Raw genomic sequence first — 22,444 nt, 5'->3', positions numbered from 1 at the left:
GGGGAGGACAGATAATCATGAGCCGCAAGGTTCTGCTAATTGAGGATGAGCCGAACATTGCCGAGGCCATTCGGTTCCTGCTGACACGTGAGGGTTGGCAGGTTGAAACGCACGCCGAAGGCAGCGACGCATTGCAGGTTATTCAGGGCGCAAATCCGGATCTTGTTATTCTTGACGTGATGCTGCCGGGCAAAAGCGGGATGGAGATTTTACGAGACTTGCGCGACGTGGACGGTATGCAGAACCTGCCGGTTCTGATGCTGACCGCGCGGGGGCAGTCCCGGGATCGGGAGATGGCCGAAAACGCCGGGGTCAGCCGTTTCATGACCAAGCCGTTTTCCAATACCGAGATGCTGACTGCGGTGCGGGACCTGCACGCGCAGGCAACGCAGTCATGAGTTCGGACGAAGACCGTCAGCCTACGGGCGTCCGGCCTTCGCTGTTTCTAGAGCGGCAGAGCTATCGTCGCCGCAGATTGTCGGATGCCGCCCGACTGCTGCCCTTTCTGGGCGCGGCCTTAGTGGCCATCCCGTTGTTATGGCCCGATGGTCAAGACACGCAGGAGGGCGTGTCGTTGTCTTCTGCGATCTTTTACATCTTCACTTGCTGGGTAGCGATGATCCTGGCCAGTCTGGTGTTTGGATTTGCCGCCAGACGCATGGGGACCCACGATGAATCCGAACCCGAGACGGACCGATGGCAACGCTGAACATTCTGATTCTGGTTTGCCTGGGCTATGTTGTTCTGCTGTTCGGCGTCGCGTTTGCTGCCGACAGAATGGCTGCCGCCGGGCGGGGGGCATGGCTGCGATCGCCGTTGATTTATACGCTGTCGCTGTCGATCTACTGCACCGCGTGGACGTTTTATGGTGCTGTCGGCAACGCCGCGCGGTCGGGGCTGGAGTTCGTCACGATCTATCTGGGCCCGACGTTGGTAATGATCAGCTGGTGGTGGGGTCTGCGCAAACTGGTGCGGGTCGGGCGCAGTCAGAGGGTGACCTCGATTGCCGACCTGATTTCCTCCCGCTATGGAAAGTCCAACACGCTGGCAATCTGCGTGACCATTCTGGCGGTGCTGGGCGGCACCCCCTATATCGCGCTGCAGCTGCAGTCCATCACTCTGTCATTTTCGATTTTTGCCGAGGCTGACCCCTCCGGCCTCTATCGTGAAGGCTCCAGCGTGTTCTGGGTTGCGGCCGGGCTGGCCGTGTTCGCCATCCTGTTCGGCACCCGCAATCTGGACGTCAACGAACGCCACCACGGGGTTGTCACAGCCATTGCGCTGGAATCGGTGGTCAAGCTATTTGCCCTGCTTGCGGTCGGAGCCTTTGTGGTCTGGGGTGTCGCGGGCGGCGTCGGGCCAATGATGGACCGCATCGATGCGTCCGAGATCGGACAATGGAACGTGGACGCGGGGCGCTGGACCACTTTCATCTTTCTGTCCGCGGCGGCCTTTGTCTGCCTGCCGCGCATGTTTCAGGTGATGGTGGTCGAGAACGCAGATGAGGGGCATCTGAGAACCGCCGCGTGGGCTTTCCCGCTGTACCTGCTGTTGATGAGCCTTTTTGTGGTGCCCATTGCCGTTGTTGGTCTGGACCTGTTGCCCGAAGGTTCGAACCCGGACCTGTTCGTGCTGACCGTACCACTGTCTCAGGGCAATGACTGGCTGGCGATGCTGTCCTTTATCGGGGGCTTTTCTTCGGCCACGTCCATGGTCATCGTGACGGCCATGGCGCTTTCGACGATGGTTTCGAACCACGTGGTCATGCCGATCTGGCTGAGTACGCAGGAAGGGTCAGGTTCCGTATCCGGCGATGTCAGGAACGTGGTGCTGTTGGCGCGACGTGTGTCAATCGCGGTGATCATGGCGCTGGGCTACTATTACTACCTGTTGTCCGGTGGCGGCGCGGCCCTAGCCTCGATCGGGTTGATAGCCTTTGCCGGGGTTTCCCAGATTCTACCCGCTTTGGTCGGCGGCCTGTTCTGGCGTGGAGCAACACGGACCGGCGCCCTGGTAGGGTTGACGGTAGGGTTTCTGCTGTGGGTCTACACTTTGCTACTGCCAGGGATGGACGGAGTGTTGATGCCCGAGACGGTGCTGCAAAACGGCCCGTTCGGTCTTGGTTGGTTGCGCCCGCAGGCCCTGTTCGGGATCGAAGGGATGGACCCGATGGTACATACCGTGATGTGGTCACTGTCCCTCAACACCATCGCATTCTGCATCGCCTCGCTGCTAAGTTTCCCCAGCCCGCTGGAGCGCCTGCAGGGGGCCCAATTCGTCAACGTCTTCGATCATTCTGTCGCGCCCCGCGGCTGGTCTGGCTCGGTTGCGCAAAGCGAAGACCTGATGATCATGACCCAGCGGATACTGGGCGCAGGCCCCGCGCAGGAGTTCTTTCAGGCCGAGGCGGAACAGCAGGGCGGGCGTTCCAGCCTGCCGGAACCCACCCCCGTGTTTCTGGAAAGGCTTGAGCGCGAGTTGAGCGGCTCTGTTGGGGCGGCGACAGCCCATGCGATGATCGGTCAGATCGTCGGCGGCTCTTCGGTGTCGGTCGAGGACCTGCTGGCCGTGGCAGATGAATCCGCGCAACTTCTGGAATACTCCAGCCAGCTGGAAGTGAAATCCGCAGAACTAAGCCGAACCGCGCGGCAATTGCGTGAGGCAAACACAAAGCTGACGCAAATCTCGGAACAGAAAGACAGCTTCCTCAGCCAGGTCAGTCACGAACTGCGCACCCCCATGACGTCAATCCGCGCGTTTTCCGAGATCATGCGCGATACCGAGGGGCTGAGTGGGGAAGAGCAGACGCGTTATGCCGCGATCATTCACGACGAAGCCTTGCGCCTGACCCGGTTGCTGGACGACCTTCTGGACCTGAGCGTGTTGGAAAGCGGGCGGGTGAATTTGAATGTCGGTGACGACACGCTGCGCTCGGTGCTGGATCGGGCTGTGTCCAGCGCGCTGGCCGGCTCGAACCGGAATCTTACGGTGCGGCGCTCGAAAACGGCTGAACGTATCCCGCTGCAAACCGATCTGGACCGGTTAGGGCAGGTCTTTATCAACCTTATTTCCAACGCACAAAAATACTGTGACGCCGATGAGCCTGTGCTGACGATCTCGGCCCATGATGTCGGCGGGCAGGTGGTGATTGATTTCGCCGATAATGGTAGTGGCATCCCGCCCGAGGCCCGCTCCATGGTGTTCGAGAAATTCGCCCGCGTGGGCGTCGACAAGGCTGGCGGGGCCGGGTTGGGCCTGGCGATCTGCCGTGAGATCATGCAGCGTTTGGGCGGAGAAGTCACTTATCTGCCGGGGCAGGGCGGGGCGGCGTTTCGTGTCAGACTGCCAATAGCCTATCAACAGGCGGCGCAGTGACACGGATGTAAAGACATTCGTAACCTGAACCGGGTTAGACCGAATGTCGGATACAGCAACCAACAGCGGTTTTGGGGCATGACGCAAACGGTCAGCGCAGCATTGGCGCGCAAGCTTTCAGTGGGGCAGGAAGAACAAGGTGACAAGCCGCGTTCGATCCTGCGGGCGCTGCGGTTAGCCTTTGCCCGGGCCGCCGGGGACCGATTGCAGCTGCCCATGGTCGTGATCGGCGCCAGACAATACCACCGAACGTCGGATGTGTTGACGGAACAGGTTGGGGAAGACTGGCTGCTGTTGCAGTTTGTCGACGGTGACGGGATGTCTGCGGCCGTCTGCATGGATCTGGGTGCGGTTTCGGCCATCGTTCAGGTGCAAACCATTGGCGAGGTGATGGCGGACGCACCCTCGCCCCGCGCGTTCACGCACACGGATGGGGCAATGGTGGCACCTTTTATCGAAGATGCTTTGGCGCGCGCAGTCGATTTGGTTGAAGCACAGTTGGATCAATCCAGCTTGTCGGGGTTTGAATTTGCCGCCCGTCTTGCTGATTTGCGCACGTTGTCGCTGGCCATGGTCGAAGACGCGTATCGGGTGTTTGACCTGACCGTCGAACTGGGTGGTGGTTTGCGGCAAGGGCAGATTTCCGTGATCCTGTCGGACCGAACCGCAGAGGATTCCGGCGAAGTTACGCAAGGCGGCACGGGCCCAAATCTTGAAAATGCGTCGGGGGTATTGCGGGCCGAACTGAACACGGTGATCTGCCGCATGTCGCTGCCTCTGGCATCTCTGTCTCACCTCAAATTGGGGGACGTTCTGCCGCTGAGAGGGGCAAGGCTGGATCGTGCAGAAGTCCTGACAATTGATCGCAACCGTGCTGCAATTGGCCGGTTGGGGCAATGCGGAGGGATGCGCGCGGTACGACTGAACGAATATGCGCCGCTGGCGGCGTTAACCCAATCTGAGGCTGACGAATTTCTTGAGGCTCGCTCGACCACAACGCCGCGACCTGATCCAGACCTGCCCGCGCCAACGGAACTATCGCAAATACCGACTACGTTCGATCCAGGGGAAACAGTCGATTTCAAGTCCAACCTAAATTTCACCGATTCAGACCGGATGGTGGCCGAGATATCGCAACTTGCCGGCCTGAAGCAATCGGACACAGATTCAGGCGGTCGTAGTTAAATCAACCGGTTACGCCGCGAATTTGGTCAAGGGTCGGGCGCAGGTTTTCTAGTGCGTAACCCGCTTTGGTGGTGGCATCCAGAATGTCGTCGGTGCTCATCCGATCACACTGACCCAGGGCCCAAACCACAGAACACCGTGTGCCCGAGGCGCAATAGGCCAGAACCGGCCCGTTGCAGCTTTCGGCCAGCTCGCGTTGCAGGGCTACATTCGCGGGTGTCATGGTCTGGTGGGTCAGCTCCAGAACTTCGTACTCCAGTCCGGCGGCACGTACTGCTTCACCGATCGCATCCGATTGCATATTCACCGGAACTTCGACATTGGGCCGGTTGCAGATCACTTTGACAAAGCCAGCTTCAGCAATGGCTGGAACGTCCTCGACCGTGATTTGCGGCGAGACGGCGTAGCGGGGGGTAATCGGGCGAATCTCCATGGCAATTGATTAGGCCGCCTTTGCGACTCTGTCCAGTTGCGCGCTCAGAGTTGGTGCCGCGTACATTCCCGCGAGCATGGCAATCAGAAAGACGGCACCACCAACGCCACCAAAGCTGAGCGATGCAAGGGCAGGCCCGGGGCATAGTCCCGCCAGCGCCCAGCCCATCCCGAACAGCACTGAACCCAGGATTAGACGGCGGTCCAGTTCTGGTGTGGCGGGTTGCGGAAATTGTCCGCCTGCTAGGGGGCGTCGATGGGTCGTCAATCGCCACGCAATCAGCATTGGCAGGATTGCTCCGCCCATCACGAAGGCAAGCGTTGGATCCCAGTGCCCGAAAAAATCCAGCCAGCCTTGTACTTTGGTCGTGTCGGTCATACCGGACAGCAGCAGACCTGCGCCGAAAAGTGATCCTGAAAGAAGGGAAATCAGTGCGCGCATCAGATCACCCCCCAAACATGGCGGAACAAGGTAATCGTCACGACTCCGGCCCCGATATAGATCAGGGTGGCGACGATGCCGCGCAGCGAGAAGCGCGATATCCCGCAGACGCCGTGACCGGACGTGCATCCGTTGGCGATGCGCGTTCCGGCCCCCACAAGCAGACCGGCGAGGATCACCACGGCGATATTACTGGTCAGATGTGTCTCGGGTGCCGGAGAGAGCAGGGGGCGCAGCAACAGGGGCATTCCGATCACGCCTGCCAGAAAACCCAGCCTTTCCAGCGACCGGTCGCTGTTGTCGAGCAACCCTCCCAAAATTCCGCTGGCCCCCATGACGCGCCCGTTGCCCAGCAGGTAAACGGCGGCACCAAGCCCAATAAGAAGGCCTCCGCCAAGGCCCCATATCCAGTCTGTAAGCATTTCGTGTCCTTTGCTGTGCTGCGGCCAGTATTTCAGAGTTTGTTCAGGGGAAGCTTCAGAAACACGTCGCCGTGTTCATCCGCCGGAGGCATTTGCCCTGCGCGCATGTTGACCTGCAGAGATGGCAGGATCAGGCGCGGCATGGCCAGCGTCGCGTCCCGGGCGTCGCGCATCTCGACAAATTCCTCGATCGAGCGGCCTTGGCCAATGTGGACATTCAGCGCCTTCTGCTCGCCGACTGTTGTTTCCCAGGCATATTCATCACGCCCGGGTGCTTTGTAGTCATGCCCGACAAAAACCCGCGTTTCATCCGGCAGCGCCAGAATTTTCTGGATCGAGTCATACAGCGTTGCAGAAGACCCACCGGGAAAGTCGCAGCGCGCCGTGCCGAAGTCCGGCATGAAAAGGGTGTCGCCGACAAAAGCTGCATCGCCGATCACATAGGTCAGACAAGCCGGTGTATGACCGGGCGTGTGCAGCACGTCACCGCGCATCTGCCCAACGTGAAAACTGTCGCCTTCGCGAAAAAGGGCGTCGAACTGGCTACCGTCGCGCTGAAACTCGGTGCCTTCGTTGAAGATCTTGCCGAAGGTTTCCTGAATGGTGACGATCTGGTCACCGATACCGATTTTACCGCCCAGTTCCTGCTGCAAATAGGGGGCCGCTGACAGATGATCGGCGTGGACGTGGCTTTCCAATATCCAATCGACCCGCAGATTGTTCTTCCGCACATGGTTAATGATCTGATCGGCCGAGCGCGTGCTGGTGCGGCCCGAGGCGTGGTCGAAATCCAAAACACTGTCGATAACCGCGCAGGAAAGGCCTTCGGGTTCTTGCGCGAGGTAGGAAACCGTAAAGGTCTCGGGGTCGAAAAACGCTTTCACAATGGGTGTCATGTAGCCCTCCACCGGTGTAGTTATTTCATATATTAATTATGGAATATATTATAATCAACATGCGTAATTTGATGCTGGTCAAGGCAAGGAAGTCTCAGTATGAGTAAAATCTAGTCAATTCGCTTTTGGACAACCGGAACGGCAGGGCTCATCGGCGGATTCCCGCGCTATTTTTTGGTAATCTGGGCGGGTCTTAAAATGGTCACATAAATCGGAGTAAATGAAGACATTTGGGAGGATGGAGATGTCGTCAATCAATTTATATTCAGAAGCTGAGCAACTTGAAAAAAAACTCAACGGCGCGTGTCTGGATACGCGACTTGCCCTTCAGCCAAGTGTAACCAAGGTGATCGAACGGATGCGTCAGGAAGGTATACATATACCATCGCGCTTGCGGCAACTGGATGCAGCCCTGTGTGAAGATGCCATGGAGGCGCGCTTTGATAACCTGCCAGTCTAAGCTGGTCGGTTAGCCAAAGGAAATCCCCAGGATTACCACCATCAAGCCAATCACTGACAGAAATAACGAAGCCAGATTCCACGGCAGAACACCCTGAACAACAGCGCGCAGTTCTTCGTCCGAGAGGCCGGATTTGCGCGCTTTCATCACGTGTCCAATACACCAGACTAGGCCCACAAGCCCGGCAAGCGACAGGGCGGCGCCGCCCCAGGTGATGAATTCGAACATGGTTCCCCACATTTGCTTGTCACGTTCACTTGCGCTTAGCCGAGAACCCCCGCTCACACAAGCCCGCCTGCGATTGGGCGCTTGCGGCGCGGGCGGCAGCGATGTATCCGGCATATTGCCCGCTGCATAGCAACAGAAATCTACCTCTGGGAGAGACGTAAATGGATGACATGACCGAAGATCAGGCCTCTGCCAACTATCGCGTAACCGCAGGCGAGCTGCGCCAGTTCATCGAACGGTTCGAGCGACTGGATGCGGAAAAGAAGGATCTGGCGGAACAGCAAAAAGAGGTGATGGCCGAGGCCAAAGCCCGAGGCTACGATACCAAGGTCATGCGCAAGGTGATCGCTCTGCGTAAACGCGACAAAGACGATATCGCCGAGGAAGAGGCCGTGCTGGAAATGTATAAAGAAGCGTTGGGCATGAGCTGAAGCTCGCCTGACGGTAACCTTCAGACGTTCGAAACATGTGTGCCCCGCAGGGATTGCGTTGATCCGGGGCACGCGCCACAGGATTTCTTCTTCTGGCCGCGGCGGCCTTGAAGTAGGCGCGGATTGCTTCGAGATTTCTGTCGGTCGTGCGTGATACAGGTAAGGCCTCAAGTCGGATGTCCGCACAGTGACGGCTTCAGAACGCCGGTGCCCCCAAAAGCGCGATCAGGGTTGCAGAACCCGAACTCCGGGAATTGCGCCAAGCCGTTCTAGATCCTGTTCATAAAGTTCCGAAAATGCGTCTACGATTTCGGTGCTCCACCCGGGCAGGTCCAGTTCTTCTTCGATTTCTTCCGGTTGCGCGTGATTGTCGAATATACGAGCCATGTGTTCGTGCAGGCTCGCCTTGCTTTGCCCCGCATCCTGATCGGTCAGCGTGAGGACTTCGTTCTGACCGGCTTCATCCAGCAAAGAAAGCAACAATTCGTGCTCATCCTGCAAGGGCGTGTCTTCATCAAGGTCAGCCAAAGCGCGAATGATGTCACCCCAGATAAAGGGGGTGTCTTCGTTGCTCCACAAAGTAATCTGAACACTGGGTGCAAGATCCCGGATGTCTTCAATCATGCCAATCCAGCTTAGGCAGCTCAGATCAGTATCCCGAATTGCGTCGGTGCGTGCTTCCTCTGGCAGTGACATCAGCAGTTTTGGGACGAAGCTGCCCGGATTTCTAAGTCCCATGAAGAGCTCAACCTCGTGGTCGTGGAAGCCCTGTTCCAGCAATGCCATTCTGCGGCCTGCGAAAGGGTACAAATGCCCATCCCGCAGCGCTGACTCAGGTTCACCTGCAAAACTGGCGCTGGTGTAGATTGCACGTCGGGTGCCCCCACCACTGGGCAAAATGCCATTGATTTTCTTCTGGATCGAGAACTCGGTAGGGGCGACTTCGAACCCGTCAAATGCTGGTTTGAACACGCGTTTGTATCGTCGCGGACCAAAAAAAGCCACGCCTTGTGTTGCCAAAGCGGATGCGTTTTTTGTCAACGAGGTTAACACCCGACCCTCGTCGGTAAGAGCTACGCCTGCGTGGATAGCAATCTGCATTTTAGGTTCTTGTCCTTGCTTTTTGCCCCGCTTGCCGGGTTACCGTCTGGGACCAGAACAGTCAAACCAAAGCCAGTTTGCGCAGAAGGATCTTTGCGCAGTCAGGAAAACTGCCAATCCCTAAGTTCAGATAAAAATATGGGCTTGCAGTCCACAACAAGAGAAAGTAATCGACACCAAGTGCCCCTATAGCTCAGCTGGTAGAGCAACTGATTTGTAATCAGTAGGTCCGCGGTTCGAGTCCGTGTGGGGGCACCACTTCAACACCTCAGAGCCTTTTTTCCTTATTTCATTGGGTTATCAGCCCGGAAATTAGGACACAAATGAGGGCACCTCTAACTCACAGAGGTGAGAATATGGTGAAGGGGCAAGTGTTTATGGGGGTGATGAGAGGACTGAACAGGTACGTGAGTGGCTGGTGAAGGCTAGGCTTCAAGCCAGAAAAGCACCTCAGACAGCCTCAGGGATTCCATCAGGGCCCATATAGAAAGGGCGCAAAGCGGATACCACTGTTCCCCTCTTACGGTCGTGACGAAGGCCCTGCGGCTGCCTCTGCGGCTCTGATGAAGGCGGTCAACTTTCACGTCCCCAAGGCAGGCGTATCCCGTCGCAACCGTCGAAAAACTTCTCACCTCTGCTCTTCCTCCCAAAGACGGATCCGAAGAAGCGCGTGCTCATATTTTCCAGTCGCAAGAAGAGCGTTAGACAGTTTCTCCTCGTAAAGGCCAGCTAAGCGGCTTTTCAATCAGTATAGTTGGCGGTATGAGTTCCAGGCGTCACCATCCGTGAAATCTCGGTGTCGCGCGGATGTGGTGAAACTGGTAAACGCAAGGGGCTAAAAATCCTTCGTTTCCGCCCGTAAAGTGCATTGTATTCATAGCCTTGTGGCCGTATGGAGTTTTTCAGGCCCGAAATAGGCCCGACACGCTTGCCCGCGTGGTGGAATGGTAGACACAAGAGACTTAAAATCCTTCGCTTCCGCCCGTAAAGCGCATTGTATTCATGGCCTTGTGGTCGTATGGAGATTTTCAGGCCCGAAATAGGCCCGACATGCTTGCCCGCGTGGTGGAATGGTAGACACAAGAGACTTAAAATCTCTGGGCCGGAAGGCCGTGCCGGTTCGAGTCCGGCCGCGGGTACCAACGCTAGCTTTCAGCTAAAATGATCTCCCTAAGAATTCTCCCTCTTGTTGCTCGCACAGCTCTATCATTCGTAGATTGCAGAGTCGCGCCCAAGTATTCTCCGGCAGCGCCAGTGTGTGCTTCATCACTGCCCCGTAGGTCATTAACTGATTGGAAAAATGCTGCGAGTCGGGTACCTGCTGCCACAGCGTCCAGCGATTGACTCTCTCGGTGTAAAATACGGTCGACTTCAATAAATAGCGTATAAAAGTCCGCTTTACGCCATGCGCGGCTGTCTTGCTCAAACCCCATCTCAGCGATGCAGGAAAACGTTGCTAAAAATCGGGATTCTAAAGCTGGAGCCTCATCAAATTGTTCATCATATCGCTCAAGGTAATCTTCGACTTCGTCGTCGCGATGGAAATAGTCTGAGAGCATAGTCGTTGCGAGTGATGCAATGAACGATACGTCTTTCATTCGTCTTATGTCGGCGGCACTAAAAATTCTATGCTCAGCCAAAAAGTCATCGACCGCAATTCGTTCACAAAACTGCTTAAATTCTCCTATGTAAGCAGCATTGAAGCGTTCCATATCATTAAGGTCATACGAAGTCGCATTCATACGCTGGAAGACCTCCCGCACTTCATCCAGGCCAATAATTCCAAGGTTACGCACTGAAACGTCGTAGTTCAGGAAATCTTTTTTCTGATCGTCTTCAAGCTGTTTATATCTGGTAATTGACTGCGTCCGAGCAAACGGTTTAACCCCTCTGAAGTACTCATCTATCGTCCTAAGCCTTTGCTGGCCGTCTACCAAGAGCTCCGTCGCGTCTCCGGTCTGGGTATCGACGTCACCGGATGCAACGTAGATCTCGGGAAATGGGTAGCCGAGGAGTATTGTTTCGATAAATGCAATTTTGTCCTTGTTGGTCCAAACTGCTCGTCTTTGAAAATCCGGCGAAGGTTGAAGGCTACCTTCACGGAGCGCCTTTAATACCGCTGAGATTTTTCTGCTTTCTGGTGCTGTTCTCATATCTTATCCTCAATAAAACGCCGGCATTTGTCTAAAGACGAATGGATGTACCTCTCGAGAAACGTTTCATCATAGTAGATACCTGCGTTGATCTTATATCCCCCGTACAGTCCAGATGCCTGTAGCCTGCGAAAAAAGTCGAACCATTCGTCCGAAGCCGCAAAACCTGACCCTGTTGGCAGCATGTCAGGTCGAAGCCAACCGCGGAATAAATAGAGGCGAAACTGCTCGGCCTTTCTCCAATCGCTGTGGTCTTCCCAATGACTCAAAGCGAGCTGCCAATATTTGTTGAAGAGAGTCTTGGAAATGATTGCCACATCAATGTCCGAGTTTCCGAAGTGGGAAAACGTAGGTCGCTGCGGTTTTTGAACTATGGTGAAACCCAGTCGCGCTGAACCCACTATCAGAATGTCTCGTATTGAAACGGAAAACTGATCTGAGACTTCTCGTCGAAGCTGAGCTTCGGCTTGATGTTCTAAGCCAGCACAGTCACCTGAGTAGTACCAACGGTCGAGCATAGATGCATTGTTTAGCGATCCGATGTCTGCTCTGAAGGCAGCAATCCGCGCATCATAAGACATTAAAATACGGCATCCATCAATTGATATTGTACTAAAATCAGGCGTTCCAGTGCCAGCTAACCCGTGTTATCTTGTGTCACAGTAACATATGCAGCGCAAGATATGGAATTCTCGGAGGGCTTGTGAATATAGTCGATCTTTTTTCCTGCGGCGGCGGAATGTCCTCCGGTTTTGTTAGCCAAGGCTTTAGAACAATCGGTGCCGTTGATCTTGAGGTTGCGAAGCCTAGCCACGGGATCGGAGCTACATTTTGCAACGACACATACGAACGAAACTTGGGTCTTCGACCGATGTCGGCCGATCTAGCCGATACCGGGCCTGATGACGTCGCGACTCACTTCGGATTTGGCCCGAGCGACGTAGACGTACTCATTTCTTGTGCTCCTTGCACTGGATTTAGTCAGAAACAAAGCCGCAATCATATCCACGACGATAGACGGAATAAGTTGGTAGAAAGAGCGGCTGTCTTTGCCGCGGCCTGGCGCCCGCGATACATTGTGATAGAGAATGTCAAAGAACTATTGCGAGGCCGTCACAAGCATCACTTCTATGCATTACACAGAGATCTTTCGGATCTGGGATATGACGTCTTCGCCGAGATACACGACCTTAAGAAATTTGGCTTGCCCCAAAGCCGTATTAGGTCACTCATCGTGGCAAAGCTGGATGGCAACTTTCATCTACAAATACCTGAGACTAGCTTGCGTTCTGTGCGGGACACGATTGGGCATCTTCCTGCGCTTGCCGCTGGCGAAACCCACTCAGAAGACCCAATGCACGTTTGCCCACGTATCAGTGGTCGCTCGCTCGAACGGATGCAGGCAATTCCGAAGGATGGGGGAAGCTGGATTGATTTGACGGAAGATCAAGCACATTTGCGTATCCCGAGTATGAATGTTGAAAAACCAGGCTCATTCCCCGACGTGTACGGTCGACTTGCGTGGGACAGGCCCGCTCCAACTATCACACGCGAGTGCAGCCATCCCGGAAATGGCCGCTACAGCCACCCTGAACAGGACCGACTATTGTCGGTCCGAGAAATGTCTCTCCTTCAAGGCTTTCCGTCCAACTATTACTTCGAAGGTTCACTATCCTTCAAATACCGGCAGATTGGCGACGCAGTGCCTCCGATGATTGCTTCAAAGATCGCGAAATCAATTTATGAAGATGCCAACGGTCGGGGTGCTATGCCCAATCAACTGAGAATGGCGATCTAACCAGGTCTGTTGAGTTCCCACCATGCATGAAGTGGGCACAATTCAACATCAAGACCCGAGATGGTCACTTTCTCAACACTACCATCCAAGACAATCCGGAAAGCTTTGCGGCCGTTCAACATTACATTGGCGCCAGTTCCGCCCGCTGCTGAAAGTTCTTTAAAGTCGTCTACGGTGAGATGCTCAACCATAGCCAAAACGTCTTTAGGGATCTCTCGTAGATCATATCGCACTTTCTGCTCATCGCCGTAACTTCGAAGGATGAAGATTCGCTCGTACTCTTTCAAATGCGAGAGCACGCGTTGGCGCACTTGATCTGGGGCGTCTGCACGACTCTCAAGGTCCCGGATCCAGCGAGCTTCCATCAGTTTTGAAATAGTGATGGACTTTGTGTTAAGCCCCTTGGCTGCTTCGGTTTTTAGAGAGTGAAAGTGACCGTCCACTTCTAGATCAGCACCCCGGTGTGTCATGTCCTCTGTTCTTTTGGCATAATGCCCGGTTCGGAGAAATGATTGTTCCAGGATGTGTTCGAAATTCTCCTTCTTTAGCGGGACAGCACTCGATGCATGGTGAGCTGCAAGACGCGTGGAAAAGTATTCGAACGCGCTGGGGTCCAGAAAGTCTGTAAGCAGGTGTTCGTGTTCCTGTCCTTCTGCAAACTTTTCGACGATGCTCCTCAAAACTTCAATCTGGATCGGCGTCAACTTTTTCAGCGCCACAATTAGGGTTTCAAGGTTTCTTTGGCTGTCAGATTGATCGCTCACTATTCTCACCAAGTTATTGATTTTGGAGGAATATCAAGGCAATATCTCGTAAGGTCAAGATAAAGATATTGGTTGCTCTGAAGTCATATGAGAATGGCTGCTACCACGTCATTATGTTTGTCAAATTTAACAAATTGAAAAAATTCCCGCTTAGGCTCCTCATCGTTCCGTGGACGTAAAACGACAGAATTGTTGTTTCTGTTCTTGTCTGCAAATTCCGACAGTGAACCTGTTTTCTGTGTGGCACTTCTCGGCAGATTCAAGGTTTCAAGTCACTTAGCTTGCAAATTGCCCAATGTTCTAACTGGTTAGAATTTCGACAGCATCTACTCCAAGTGCTTCACACCAGTGCTTGAACTCGATGACGTCAAGACGTCGCTCGCAACCCTCAACCTTAGCAACGAAGGACTGCGGCTTCCCTAAGGCGTCAGCGAGCGCCTGCTGGGTCATGCCGACTAATTTGCGATGATCGCGCAGTCGCTTGATGAGCGACCTGTACTCGTCGTCGTAGATGCTCTTGGCCACCCGCACGTTCCATTTGACTGCCCGTACAGGTCGCGGTAATCCCGAAAAGAAATTATCCCAAAACAGGATAGGGTGTGGGACGGAACGGCGGGTTGACCTCGACCCAGAGGGGCAAGATCGCGGAACTCCACGTGGCGACGGCGCTGATGTCACAATCCTCAGGGCGCCTATCACCGTTCGAGCCGCTATCGGACGACCACGGCATCGATCTCGTTGTCCTGGACAAGGAGAGCGGCCGCGCGCTCCCCATCCAGGTTAAGGCATGGCTCCTCGACTCAGAGAAACCGGTCAGGACCGTCCAATTCGATGTACAGAAGACCACTTTTGGCAGTGGCAAGTCGGGCGTCTTGATATGCGTCGTGGTGAAGAAGGAAACGTTGGAGATAGCCATGTCCTGGCTCATGCGCATGGCCGAGATACCGTCCATTGCGACCGACAGGCCCAACAAGTTCGCCCTGGCTCCGAGCATCGCCGAAGGTTCGAGAGACAAGTACGTACCATTCCGGCACTTGACCATCGCATCACTGACGGAGGCGGTAGTATCCGTGTTGCAGGACGACGGCTGACACCATCCACTGGAGGTAATTGCCCCGGCGCACGGTTAAACGCCGGGGCCACGTCGTCGCGGGTCGGTCATGATGCGGGAGGAGGCCGCAGCAGGGACGTGCCCTGCACCCCGCAAATACGTCTCTAGGTGTGTTTGCCTCGAACGATCTCGATGGCGTCCGGAAGGCTCAACAGGCGACCACTCCTCGCGCTGCGGACCTGCTCCTCCTGCGCCCGTCGCATCGTCTCCCGGTCCGCGGTCTTAGCGTTGAGCCCAGCTTTTAGGGCTCTCGTCTCATCGCTATTCCTGACGGCCAGATCGAACTCAATATCCTCGTGGCTCAGGGGCAGCTGTTCGGGCTGGAAGCCAGCGGTGCCTCCGAGCGCATGTTCCGTAAGCTCAGGATGCGCCTCGCAGACGGCCTCGTAAGCTTTCAGATAGGGCTCTCCGGTGTTATCAGCGCGGGCCGCTGCAAGGCGATCCAGCTTCCGATTGGAATCGACGGCTACCGTCCGCGCCGCTTTGTTCAGGCACTCCATGACCTGTCCTCTGGTTTGTAGTTGGATGTCCTTAGTCACGTTCTCTCCTCGATTTCGTATGGTTTCGGGGTATTTTGGAGTGAATAGCTGAAAAGTGGCTATCGGCGCCCAAACGCGAAATTGCCTCCGCGCTTTTCGAACCGGCACTCAACGCCTATCTGCGGGGTAAATCGATGCGAGGGGTTTTATGCTTTTGTTCGTACCCGCCACCGGACGAAGGCCGATCCGTTTCGCGAGCGGGCGCGCGCGATCCCAGAAGGCCGCGACCAGCGCTCCGGTTCTCGCGTGACCGACGATCACTGGTCTCTTGCCGCTGCCGTCGCCCGTGAGCTTTTCGAGTCTCACGACCTCCACCGAAAGTTCCTCGAGCGCCTCAAATGCTTTGCAGGCATCTGACAGCGCCTGGTCGAATGAATCGGCCCACTTGTGCTGGCAATTTCTGGCATCCGTGAGTTTTTTCCGGGCGTCCGTGAGTGCCTCTACCTCTCGCGCCCGCGCTTTTTCGCGCTCGACCCGGTCGGCCTCCTCACGCTCTATGGCGTCGAGCTCCGCCTCGAGCGATCGGCGCTCGTCCTCGGCCATCTCCTTAAGCAGCGCTTCTCGCGCCGCGTTCCTATCACGCAGAATTAAGCCTCTGGCCTGTTCGAACATCTTGTTAGCCTCCTCTTAGCATGCACTCACTGTGCTGGCTGTTGTCGCGGGATGTAGACCAGCAGTTCGACCCGAGCAGCCAATTGCTTCAGGAAGCGACCACGGGTGTCCTGGCAATACGCTCACAGATCGTGCGCCGCTGGCTGGACGAGAGGCGATGATCGCTGGCTATACATCGAACGGCCTGTTCACGCTGGGTCTCATCTGCGAACCGAGCGGCACAACATCCAACGGCAGCGCCCTCGTCGGTCCGAGTGGTCGTGGCAGTCAGTAGCGGAGAGGGCGCGCTGTCCAGCCAGGCGTCGTCAGCCATTGCCTCGACGACCTGCCAGTCCGGCGGCTCGACGAACTCGACTGAGATGATCGCATGGACCTCAGGGGTCGATAGAACCGGCGTGTCCGCCACGTGTGCGAGGAGGCGGCGGCGATCCGCTACAGTAAGCGAGCCGTCGGCGGCAACGCGGCGGGCCTGAGCCAGTCGGGCCGCCGCGTCTCGGTAGGGCAGCTTGGGTTCGGATCCATCGATCTCGTCGAACAGGCTCTGAGCGTCCGCTGCGGCCCTGCAGGTCAGGTCCTTGTCCGGGAGCAGTACAGTACCATCATCGAACAGCACCTCGACCCATACCGCGTGTCCCTGATCTGCGACTCTATTCGACATCGGTGCCCAGATCCTCGTATTCGGCGAGTATCGCGTCCACGTCTATCGGTGGTCCCGAGATCAGCTCGGGCGCGGACGGGGCCATGATGTTGTTCTGGATGGCGACTGTCGCCGTCTCGTTCACGCCGCTAATCCTAAGGCCGATGAGGCGGACCGCGATCCTCGGGTCCACGTTCGAACAGTCGAACCGCATCACGGACTCGAAGTCCTCGTCAAGTTCCGCTTCTCCCGTTTCGGGGTCTATGGCGGGGACCCAGCGACCGGTGCCCATGTGGAGCGCCGTGGCGATCACCCTCTGCGTCAGCGTCTCCTCGAAGGTATCGATCGCCTCGTCCCATCTGGCCGCGAAGTCGGCGTCACGTCGCCGCCGTTCGTACAGCGACCGCCGCGCCATGCCGGAGACGTTCGCAGCATAGGTGACCTGGCCGAACTCGGACAGCGCCGACAGGAACCGCTCGTCAACGTCCGAAGGTATCTCGGAGCGCGTCCGATATCGGCTCGGCGCATCGGCCCTTGCGGCGGGCCTGATCTGTATCGCTGCGTTTCCCATGGCTCACCTGTTTCGGGCCCACGGCAGGGCCTGGAATTCGGCCACATGCAGGGCCTTGTTTCGGTTGGGCTTTTTGGTGCCCCAGACGGGACGAGGGATCCGGTGTCCGTAGGTCCTCGGCGAAATAAATTTTGCCGGTTCGTCTCATCCGTCTCGAACAGGTATGCCAAGTGTTTCTAGCCGACGATGCCAACGTTGCACATGGGATGAGAAGTTCTCTCCTCGGCCAAGGATTGCAGACACTAGGAAAAAGAAAAAAGGCGCATAACAAGTCGTGACCACGATGGCATTGCCTCACAGAATTGACGCCATGCTGAGCAGCGCACATCGTGTGTAGCGTCAAATTTGCCAGAGTTGACAACAAATGTCGTGACTAGTCATACGGCGACATTCCTAATCCGATTTGACCACCCTAATTTTCTTGATCCTGCCGGTCGAGTTGACTTGAAATTGAAATGGCCCTCTTACGACATCGGCCATGGACCTGAGTGCGGTACTCGCCTTCTTCGGACTGTCGAGGTTGTAGCCGATGAGTGCTTCGAATGATGCGGTGTCCAAGTCCTCAGAAGCTGAAAGGCGACGAACCTCCTCAATAAGTTCCCGCACCGTGGTCCATTCACCTTTGGTTATCTGATGGATTAGCTCAAGTGCCTCAAGTTCGTCATCGCGTTCCCGGTCACCCGCTTTAACCTCGGCAATCGTCATTGCCGGATCCTCAAAACCGCACCAGAGCAATGCACCCCTCACTGCCGTCCAGTCTTCGAAAGAACCCAGCGGATCAGGGTCTGTCGGCCTTCGGGCCTTAATGTACGATGCAAGTACAGAACAGAGGTCGGACACAATGCGCCCTCTGCGTTCTGCCGCCCTCTTAACTGGATCGAATTCGAAATTCCTGGTCTCTGGGTGCTCCATCTTTGCATCCAATCGGCACTTTACCACTCTGCGACAGGCGTCCCCCTTGACCTCCAGATTGTTGCCGGTCGGCATGACGAGGGTCCGGGTGGGCAATTCACGCTTAGTACTCTGACCTAGCACCCTCACTGAGACGCTCTCCTGGGTTAGCATAGAGCAGAACGTCGTACCGCACAGTACATCGCCGCGTTTTGCGTCCATGTTGTCCACCATGAAGATCGGTGCAGCCGACAGCAGGAATGCCCCGATACGCTTCTCGTTCTCGTCTTCATTATGTGCCCAGGTCTGCGCAGAAGCGGTTACACCTGTGGCAATGACAGCGACAGTGTCGACCATTTTGGACTTACCGGTCCCGGCCGCGGCCGCGTCGAAGGCGTGCGCAGGACACGTCGCCATGGTTGGGCGCGATATGGCACAGAGAAGTGCCGAAGCGGCTACCGCCCGCGAGGCCTCTCCATTGAATGGGAACATACCGAACAGTTCGTCCATGACCCGTGACATCAACTCCATTGCGGCATCACGGTCTAGATCGTTGCGGATTGGCTCAAAGTCTCCGTCTTCAAAGGAGCAGAGTACCCCAGATTCGGCATTCATCCCCGGACGATCTGAAATCACGCCGGTCGAAGCATTTACAATGGGACAGGATGCTACCGTTTTTACCACGTCGAACGGCCAGTCGCCCGAAAGCGCCGCTATTGTCCTTGCCACCTTGGTTGGTGGATCGGCACGGCGGGTTTTGCCACCCTTTTCTTGTTGGAACCAGTCAGCACTTCTCGCAAGTTGGTATGTAAGCCAGTGTTCTGTAACTTCGGTCAAGATTAGTGCGCCGCGCGTATGCCTCACTGGTCCATCCACAGCCTCATCAAGCCTAAGTGGTCGGACAATATGTCCTCCCCTTTGCAGGACTACGTCAGATAATTCCCGTCGTAGGGCTTGGATGCCTGCGTCCACATTGTCGACAAGTCGGCCACGCCCGACTCTGATCGCTATTCGAGAGGAACCTCCACTGGAGTTTTCCTGCAGGTCCAGAACGTTTTCAACCTCATCGAAGTCGTCACTTGGGTCGGTGCAGGGTATGACATCGGCGCGGCCGATGTCGCACAGCGCCTTGTACAAGGTACGGTAGGTAATGCCACCTGCCTTTTCAGTATCAAGGCTGTCCCAGCGAGCACCGATCTCAGCCTCGTGGCCCGCGTAGATTGGATCCGAGGTCGACCAAGCAACGAACACGTCGCGACCACTTCCTCCAGTGGCGTGATGGCAAGCCATCATGATTTCGAGCCAGTCCGATTGATCCCGAAAGGCCTCGGAGTCTAAGGCCTCTAACATTTCGGCAACTTCATCAGCCGTATGCAAGCCAGAATTCGTACCAGGTACCTCTTTAGTTAACGACCTCTGGGCAGCATCCAGCAATGACTGAGGCGCCATTGGGACACCATCGAGCCACATGTCTTCCGGGAGTTCGATCCATCGGTACATCTTGCCTTCGGGGTGGATTGATCCGGGTGCGACTACCTGGCGACCCAGTGATTTGAACTCGATGCCAGGAAAGTCCTTTAGACGGTCTACAATCGGCAGATTGGTGGGCTTTCTTAGGTAGAGATGTAGACCGCCTGAGCCAGTCTGCACTGTGGGCCAATCAGTGGGATCAAGACCATTTTGCAACATGAACTCAACGTAGTCAGAGTCGCCCCATTGGCCGCTGTCATGACGTGGATCGTAGTCGATCACAAGGTCCTCGGCTCTGAGCCTCACTCCTGTGTTTCCCTCTCCTCTGTCCATTCGGGAAAGAGTTCCAGCGTTGTCGCACGGGCGATTTGTCCAGTCCTTTTGCACCGGCACTTTACCAAGATTGCGGATATTGCCGGCCTTGTCTTTCGCTTTCCGATTCCACCGATTCACGGGGATCAAGTCATAGCCCGCTTCGTGAAGCGGGATAGTCTGGCTTACATCAGGTTTGATCTCAGCCACGGCGGCACCCCTTGAAGATTGGAGTTGGCGAGCAGGTTTTGGCCAAGGCCTCAGAAAGTCTTACATGCAACCATTGTCCGACCCTCTGGGTGTTTGAGACGCGTGGCTGTCGACACTTGGAATGGCCACCACGATTTGATACCACAAAGTGTCTGATAACTGCCGATCCATCAAAGGTCGATTGTCGGGGAACGTGGTCTCTAAATGTGGGTTCCGCGACGACGTGTATCGCGTCAGAATAGCTATCAAGCATGTGTTCGCCTCCGAAACGGGTACGTGTTTTTCCTGTTCATCTGGTCCGTTGCGCCCCCAAGGTGCGACGGGCCGATTCGTTCATCGAAAAAGATCGTAGCTTTCGACAGCGAAGCAGTACGCCACCGGATGCCGCCGGGTATATAAACACTTGGAAAACTAGCTTGCGCGGTCGGAACATGGTTTATCTGTTATGAATCAAAGACATGAATGGCAAGGTAAGGGACTAACGCTTTCGGCGCTCACCCCAATCTCCCAAAATTTCAGTTAACCTCTCGTTTCTTGGCGAGTGGTTCCTTCCGGTGTTCCTCCATGAAAGCGCGCAGATCTTTGATGGAGTACAACACGCGACGTCCGACCCGATGGACTGCGGGCCCAGTGGCTTCCATGCGCCATTTGTCCAGTGTCTGGCGGCTTACCCCGATGAAGTCGGATGCTGCCTCAATGTTGAGGTACTCGCGCGGTGGCGCTGAGAGCAGTTCTTCGATGCGATCAAGCTGCTTGATAACCTGTTCCAAATATCCACTCCGTTTGAATTTGTTTTGAGGTCATTATGGAGCAGTTGTCGGATGGCGCTGACCATCACTTCGACCCATTGCGGTCTAAGGAATCCTCATTTCAAGTAGAAGTAGAATCCTTAGCAATGCGGGCTTGAACAAGATAACCATGAAAGTCAGTGTGCAAAGGTGCATTCGCTATCGATGTTGATAACGCGAAAAGTTAATTTGAAAGTTACTTGTGGACGAGATTGAGTTGGCATGGAGGTAGTAAAGATAATTTCTTAAATGCGTTTGTCTTCACCGGATCAGAACTCGTAGGATTCAACCTACTCACAATTGCAGTCTCAGGTTCTTGAGCTCAGGTCCCTTGTGGAACTTCGCCCAAAACTTGACGTAAAGCTGCTTGAACCGTCCAAGAAAAATGCAAACTACTGACAAATTGACTTCTACTAAAGCTAGCTTCCAACTCTGGTGACTTACGATAAATGACCACACGAACAGTATTTTTTGATGAATCTGGCTTCACTGGCTACAATCTTTTGGATCCGCATCAACCCGTATTCTCTATAGCGAGCGCAGACATCTCGGAGGAACGCGCAGGTGAAGTTCTTAGTAGCTCGTTTCCACGCTACCGAGGAGACGAATATCATTTCACAAACCTCTGGCGCTCACGAAACAAGGATGGCCTTAGGCGGTTTTGCAACCAACTCCACGAAGTATCAGACCTAGCTTTTTGTTACGCAACAAATAAGCGCTTCGCGGTTCTAACCAAGATCATGGACTTCCTCGTAGAACCGGCGATTACTGACGCCGGCTACGACTTTTATGACGAAGGATTCTGCTGGAAATATTCAAACTATGTTCACTATGGCTTGACACAGTTTGCTCCTCCAGAATTGCTGGATTCACTTCTGACTTTCTACCAGGAGTTCAGCCGCAACCCAACTCGTGAAACCCTTGCAACACTCCAGTACCGCCTCCGTTTGGTGGCTTCAAGCGTTGAAGAACCGGTGAAGCTTTTCATTGAACAAATGGCGTTGGGCGCGGAGCTATTCGAGCGTTACAACGATTTGGAAAATTTTAGAGCGTCCAACAACTTGCAGACAAGCACTATGATTGCTGTGATAGGGCACTGGCGACAAAATCATCCAGAGGATTTTGCCGTAGTACACGATGCATCGTCTTCGTTCTTGCGCGATCGAGATATGTGGGAAGTTATTACGGATACTAAAAATCCCGAAGTTGCACTAAGGGCTGGTGACGGTAGCTTAGTTGAGTACCCATTGCGCGTCATTTCAACCGATGCAATGGACTCGAAAGAAAGCCGCTCAATACAATTCTGTGACATCCTAGCAGGTTTGGTCTCCAAGCACTTTAATCCCATTTTAGGAGACGAAGACAGGGCTTTTATGAATGAACTAATCGGCGAGGGCTTGTGCAATATTTCCTCAAATACCCTCGTCCCGGGCACAGATTTTCCAGTACGAATCCCTCCCAAAAAACTTGAAGGCCCCGACGTTGTTGATCAGATGGCAGAAATGCTGCGCGCGCGTCTAACATAGCTTAGGCTCAGGACCCATTGATTTCCGTATAGCGGCGTGATTCACGGTTCGAAAACGAGCGGTGAACATGTCTGATCTTTTCTGGCTTAC

At 55.1% G+C, this 22,444-nt stretch carries 25 protein-coding genes and 2 tRNA genes; 11 read left to right on the top strand and 16 right to left on the bottom strand.

What is annotated here, in order from left to right; translation table 11 throughout:
• Positions 1–17 precede the first annotated feature (17 nt).
• From ACR1XY_RS12945 to ACR1XY_RS12930, 4 genes are all read left to right on the top strand, one after another.
• Complete coding sequence (locus ACR1XY_RS12945) at positions 18–398, top strand: response regulator transcription factor (RefSeq protein WP_480593825.1); 381 nt, start codon at positions 18–20, stop codon at positions 396–398.
• Complete coding sequence (locus tag ACR1XY_RS12940) at positions 395–709, top strand: hypothetical protein (protein ID WP_480593824.1); 315 nt, start codon at positions 395–397, stop codon at positions 707–709. Before ACR1XY_RS12945 ends, ACR1XY_RS12940 begins: the two co-directional genes overlap by 4 nt.
• The gene (locus tag ACR1XY_RS12935) at positions 697–3,375 is read left to right on the top strand and encodes an ATP-binding protein (protein WP_480593823.1); all 2,679 of its coding nucleotides are present in this window, start codon (positions 697–699) and stop codon (positions 3,373–3,375) included. The genes ACR1XY_RS12940 and ACR1XY_RS12935 overlap by 13 nt, the downstream gene beginning before the upstream one ends.
• A gap of 78 nt (positions 3,376–3,453) precedes the next feature.
• The gene (locus ACR1XY_RS12930; RefSeq protein ID WP_480593822.1) at positions 3,454–4,560 is read left to right on the top strand and encodes a FliM/FliN family flagellar motor C-terminal domain-containing protein; all 1,107 of its coding nucleotides are present in this window, start codon (positions 3,454–3,456) and stop codon (positions 4,558–4,560) included.
• A 1-nt stretch (position 4,561) separates the two neighbouring features.
• Here ACR1XY_RS12930 and ACR1XY_RS12925 read toward each other — a convergent pair whose 3' ends face one another.
• From ACR1XY_RS12925 to ACR1XY_RS12910, 4 genes are read right to left on the bottom strand one after another with little or no spacing between them, the layout of a single operon-like run.
• Positions 4,562–4,993: a protein tyrosine phosphatase family protein gene (locus ACR1XY_RS12925; protein WP_480593821.1), complete on the bottom strand. Its 432-nt coding sequence runs from the start codon at positions 4,991–4,993 to the stop codon at positions 4,562–4,564.
• A gap of 9 nt (positions 4,994–5,002) precedes the next feature.
• Positions 5,003–5,434 carry a DUF6691 family protein gene (locus tag ACR1XY_RS12920; protein ID WP_480593820.1) on the bottom strand — a complete coding sequence of 144 codons (432 nt, stop codon included), beginning with the start codon at positions 5,432–5,434 and terminating at the stop codon, positions 5,003–5,005.
• Positions 5,434–5,856, bottom strand: a complete 423-nt coding sequence (locus ACR1XY_RS12915; RefSeq protein ID WP_480593819.1) for a YeeE/YedE family protein — start codon at positions 5,854–5,856, stop codon at positions 5,434–5,436. Before ACR1XY_RS12915 ends, ACR1XY_RS12920 begins: the two co-directional genes overlap by 1 nt.
• A gap of 32 nt (positions 5,857–5,888) precedes the next feature.
• Entirely contained in the window at positions 5,889–6,752 is an 864-nt protein-coding gene (locus ACR1XY_RS12910; RefSeq protein ID WP_480593818.1) for an MBL fold metallo-hydrolase, read from the bottom strand.
• Positions 6,753–6,996: 244 nt separating this feature from the next.
• Between ACR1XY_RS12910 and ACR1XY_RS12905 the strand changes: the two genes are divergently transcribed.
• Positions 6,997–7,212 carry a hypothetical protein gene (locus tag ACR1XY_RS12905; RefSeq protein WP_480593817.1) on the top strand — a complete coding sequence of 72 codons (216 nt, stop codon included), beginning with the start codon at positions 6,997–6,999 and terminating at the stop codon, positions 7,210–7,212.
• 9 nt (positions 7,213–7,221) lie between these two features.
• On the opposite strand, the gene ACR1XY_RS12900 is transcribed toward ACR1XY_RS12905, so the two are convergent.
• A complete protein-coding gene (locus ACR1XY_RS12900) occupies positions 7,222–7,440 on the bottom strand; it encodes a hypothetical protein (RefSeq protein WP_480593816.1) in 219 nt (72 codons plus the stop codon).
• A gap of 161 nt (positions 7,441–7,601) precedes the next feature.
• Here ACR1XY_RS12900 and ACR1XY_RS12895 point away from each other — a divergent pair, with 161 nt between their 5' ends.
• A complete protein-coding gene (locus ACR1XY_RS12895; RefSeq protein WP_170445087.1) occupies positions 7,602–7,871 on the top strand; it encodes a DUF2312 domain-containing protein in 270 nt (89 codons plus the stop codon).
• Positions 7,872–8,096: 225 nt separating this feature from the next.
• Here ACR1XY_RS12895 and ACR1XY_RS12890 read toward each other — a convergent pair whose 3' ends face one another.
• On the bottom strand, positions 8,097–8,972 hold the full coding sequence (locus ACR1XY_RS12890) for a hypothetical protein (protein WP_480593815.1): 876 nt from the start codon (positions 8,970–8,972) through the stop codon (positions 8,097–8,099).
• Positions 8,973–9,154: 182 nt separating this feature from the next.
• Between ACR1XY_RS12890 and ACR1XY_RS12885 the strand changes: the two genes are divergently transcribed.
• Positions 9,155–9,230 (top strand) — tRNA-Thr (locus tag ACR1XY_RS12885).
• 798 nt (positions 9,231–10,028) lie between these two features.
• A tRNA-Leu gene (locus tag ACR1XY_RS12880) sits at positions 10,029–10,114 on the top strand.
• A 3-nt stretch (positions 10,115–10,117) separates the two neighbouring features.
• Here ACR1XY_RS12880 and ACR1XY_RS12875 read toward each other — a convergent pair.
• Positions 10,118–11,125, bottom strand: a complete 1,008-nt coding sequence (locus ACR1XY_RS12875; protein WP_480593814.1) for a GmrSD restriction endonuclease domain-containing protein — start codon at positions 11,123–11,125, stop codon at positions 10,118–10,120.
• On the bottom strand, positions 11,122–11,706 hold the full coding sequence (locus ACR1XY_RS12870; RefSeq protein ID WP_480593813.1) for a hypothetical protein: 585 nt from the start codon (positions 11,704–11,706) through the stop codon (positions 11,122–11,124). Before ACR1XY_RS12870 ends, ACR1XY_RS12875 begins: the two co-directional genes overlap by 4 nt.
• A 122-nt stretch (positions 11,707–11,828) precedes the next feature.
• Here ACR1XY_RS12870 and ACR1XY_RS12865 point away from each other — a divergent pair, with 122 nt between their 5' ends.
• Positions 11,829–12,923: a DNA cytosine methyltransferase gene (locus ACR1XY_RS12865; protein ID WP_480593812.1), complete on the top strand. Its 1,095-nt coding sequence runs from the start codon at positions 11,829–11,831 to the stop codon at positions 12,921–12,923.
• Here ACR1XY_RS12865 and ACR1XY_RS12860 read toward each other — a convergent pair.
• Both ACR1XY_RS12860 and ACR1XY_RS12855 read right to left on the bottom strand, forming a co-directional pair.
• On the bottom strand, positions 12,920–13,687 hold the full coding sequence (locus tag ACR1XY_RS12860) for a hypothetical protein (RefSeq protein ID WP_480593811.1): 768 nt from the start codon (positions 13,685–13,687) through the stop codon (positions 12,920–12,922). The genes ACR1XY_RS12865 and ACR1XY_RS12860 overlap by 4 nt on opposite strands.
• A gap of 300 nt (positions 13,688–13,987) precedes the next feature.
• A complete protein-coding gene (locus tag ACR1XY_RS12855; RefSeq protein ID WP_480593810.1) occupies positions 13,988–14,212 on the bottom strand; it encodes a helix-turn-helix domain-containing protein in 225 nt (74 codons plus the stop codon).
• 92 nt (positions 14,213–14,304) lie between these two features.
• On the opposite strand from ACR1XY_RS12855, the gene ACR1XY_RS12850 reads away from it, so the two are divergent.
• On the top strand, positions 14,305–14,778 hold the full coding sequence (locus ACR1XY_RS12850) for a hypothetical protein (RefSeq protein ID WP_480593809.1): 474 nt from the start codon (positions 14,305–14,307) through the stop codon (positions 14,776–14,778).
• Between the two features lie 124 nt (positions 14,779–14,902).
• Here the strand turns inward: ACR1XY_RS12850 and ACR1XY_RS12845 are convergent, their stop codons facing one another.
• From ACR1XY_RS12845 to ACR1XY_RS12820, 6 genes are all read right to left on the bottom strand, one after another.
• Positions 14,903–15,337, bottom strand: a complete 435-nt coding sequence (locus tag ACR1XY_RS12845; protein WP_480593808.1) for a hypothetical protein — start codon at positions 15,335–15,337, stop codon at positions 14,903–14,905.
• A 108-nt stretch (positions 15,338–15,445) separates the two neighbouring features.
• Positions 15,446–15,949, bottom strand: coding sequence for a hypothetical protein (locus tag ACR1XY_RS12840; RefSeq protein WP_480593807.1), 504 nt, complete (start codon positions 15,947–15,949; stop codon positions 15,446–15,448).
• A gap of 88 nt (positions 15,950–16,037) precedes the next feature.
• On the bottom strand, positions 16,038–16,607 hold the full coding sequence (locus ACR1XY_RS12835; protein WP_480593806.1) for a hypothetical protein: 570 nt from the start codon (positions 16,605–16,607) through the stop codon (positions 16,038–16,040).
• A complete protein-coding gene (locus tag ACR1XY_RS12830) occupies positions 16,597–17,157 on the bottom strand; it encodes a hypothetical protein (protein WP_480593805.1) in 561 nt (186 codons plus the stop codon). The genes ACR1XY_RS12835 and ACR1XY_RS12830 overlap by 11 nt, the downstream gene beginning before the upstream one ends.
• Positions 17,158–17,550: 393 nt before the next feature.
• A complete protein-coding gene (locus ACR1XY_RS12825; protein ID WP_480593804.1) occupies positions 17,551–20,040 on the bottom strand; it encodes a bifunctional DNA primase/polymerase in 2,490 nt (829 codons plus the stop codon).
• A 515-nt stretch (positions 20,041–20,555) separates the two neighbouring features.
• Positions 20,556–20,810: a helix-turn-helix transcriptional regulator gene (locus ACR1XY_RS12820; RefSeq protein ID WP_480593803.1), complete on the bottom strand. Its 255-nt coding sequence runs from the start codon at positions 20,808–20,810 to the stop codon at positions 20,556–20,558.
• 467 nt (positions 20,811–21,277) lie between these two features.
• Here ACR1XY_RS12820 and ACR1XY_RS12815 point away from each other — a divergent pair, with 467 nt between their 5' ends.
• Positions 21,278–22,354 (top strand): DUF3800 domain-containing protein, encoded by a 1,077-nt coding sequence (locus ACR1XY_RS12815; protein ID WP_480593802.1) that lies wholly within the window; start codon positions 21,278–21,280, stop codon positions 22,352–22,354.
• Positions 22,355–22,444 lie beyond the last annotated feature (90 nt).

The organism is Ruegeria sp. AD11(2025) (assembly GCF_056542405.1).
Note: the sequence above shows the minus strand (reverse complement) of the source record. Positions and strands in the feature narration are given on the sequence as shown.

What these genes read in the sequence shown, in the direction of transcription:
- ACR1XY_RS12910 (WP_480593818.1), bottom strand. Translation starts at nt 6,752, where the DNA reads ATGACACCCATTGTGAAAGCGTTTTTCGACCCCGAGACCTTTACGGTT.
- ACR1XY_RS12815 (WP_480593802.1), top strand. Translation starts at nt 21,278, where the DNA reads ATGACCACACGAACAGTATTTTTTGATGAATCTGGCTTCACTGGCTAC.
- ACR1XY_RS12840 (WP_480593807.1), bottom strand. Translation starts at nt 15,949, where the DNA reads ATGTTCGAACAGGCCAGAGGCTTAATTCTGCGTGATAGGAACGCGGCG.
- ACR1XY_RS12835 (WP_480593806.1), bottom strand. Translation starts at nt 16,607, where the DNA reads ATGTCGAATAGAGTCGCAGATCAGGGACACGCGGTATGGGTCGAGGTG.
- ACR1XY_RS12900 (WP_480593816.1), bottom strand. Translation starts at nt 7,440, where the DNA reads ATGTTCGAATTCATCACCTGGGGCGGCGCCGCCCTGTCGCTTGCCGGG.
- ACR1XY_RS12830 (WP_480593805.1), bottom strand. Translation starts at nt 17,157, where the DNA reads ATGGGAAACGCAGCGATACAGATCAGGCCCGCCGCAAGGGCCGATGCG.
- ACR1XY_RS12935 (WP_480593823.1), top strand. Translation starts at nt 697, where the DNA reads ATGGCAACGCTGAACATTCTGATTCTGGTTTGCCTGGGCTATGTTGTT.
- ACR1XY_RS12920 (WP_480593820.1), bottom strand. Translation starts at nt 5,434, where the DNA reads ATGCGCGCACTGATTTCCCTTCTTTCAGGATCACTTTTCGGCGCAGGT.
- ACR1XY_RS12895 (WP_170445087.1), top strand. Translation starts at nt 7,602, where the DNA reads ATGGATGACATGACCGAAGATCAGGCCTCTGCCAACTATCGCGTAACC.
- ACR1XY_RS12945 (WP_480593825.1), top strand. Translation starts at nt 18, where the DNA reads ATGAGCCGCAAGGTTCTGCTAATTGAGGATGAGCCGAACATTGCCGAG.
- ACR1XY_RS12905 (WP_480593817.1), top strand. Translation starts at nt 6,997, where the DNA reads ATGTCGTCAATCAATTTATATTCAGAAGCTGAGCAACTTGAAAAAAAA.
- ACR1XY_RS12915 (WP_480593819.1), bottom strand. Translation starts at nt 5,856, where the DNA reads ATGCTTACAGACTGGATATGGGGCCTTGGCGGAGGCCTTCTTATTGGG.
- ACR1XY_RS12890 (WP_480593815.1), bottom strand. Translation starts at nt 8,972, where the DNA reads ATGCAGATTGCTATCCACGCAGGCGTAGCTCTTACCGACGAGGGTCGG.
- ACR1XY_RS12940 (WP_480593824.1), top strand. Translation starts at nt 395, where the DNA reads ATGAGTTCGGACGAAGACCGTCAGCCTACGGGCGTCCGGCCTTCGCTG.
- ACR1XY_RS12925 (WP_480593821.1), bottom strand. Translation starts at nt 4,993, where the DNA reads ATGGAGATTCGCCCGATTACCCCCCGCTACGCCGTCTCGCCGCAAATC.
- ACR1XY_RS12870 (WP_480593813.1), bottom strand. Translation starts at nt 11,706, where the DNA reads ATGTCTTATGATGCGCGGATTGCTGCCTTCAGAGCAGACATCGGATCG.
- ACR1XY_RS12930 (WP_480593822.1), top strand. Translation starts at nt 3,454, where the DNA reads ATGACGCAAACGGTCAGCGCAGCATTGGCGCGCAAGCTTTCAGTGGGG.
- ACR1XY_RS12875 (WP_480593814.1), bottom strand. Translation starts at nt 11,125, where the DNA reads ATGAGAACAGCACCAGAAAGCAGAAAAATCTCAGCGGTATTAAAGGCG.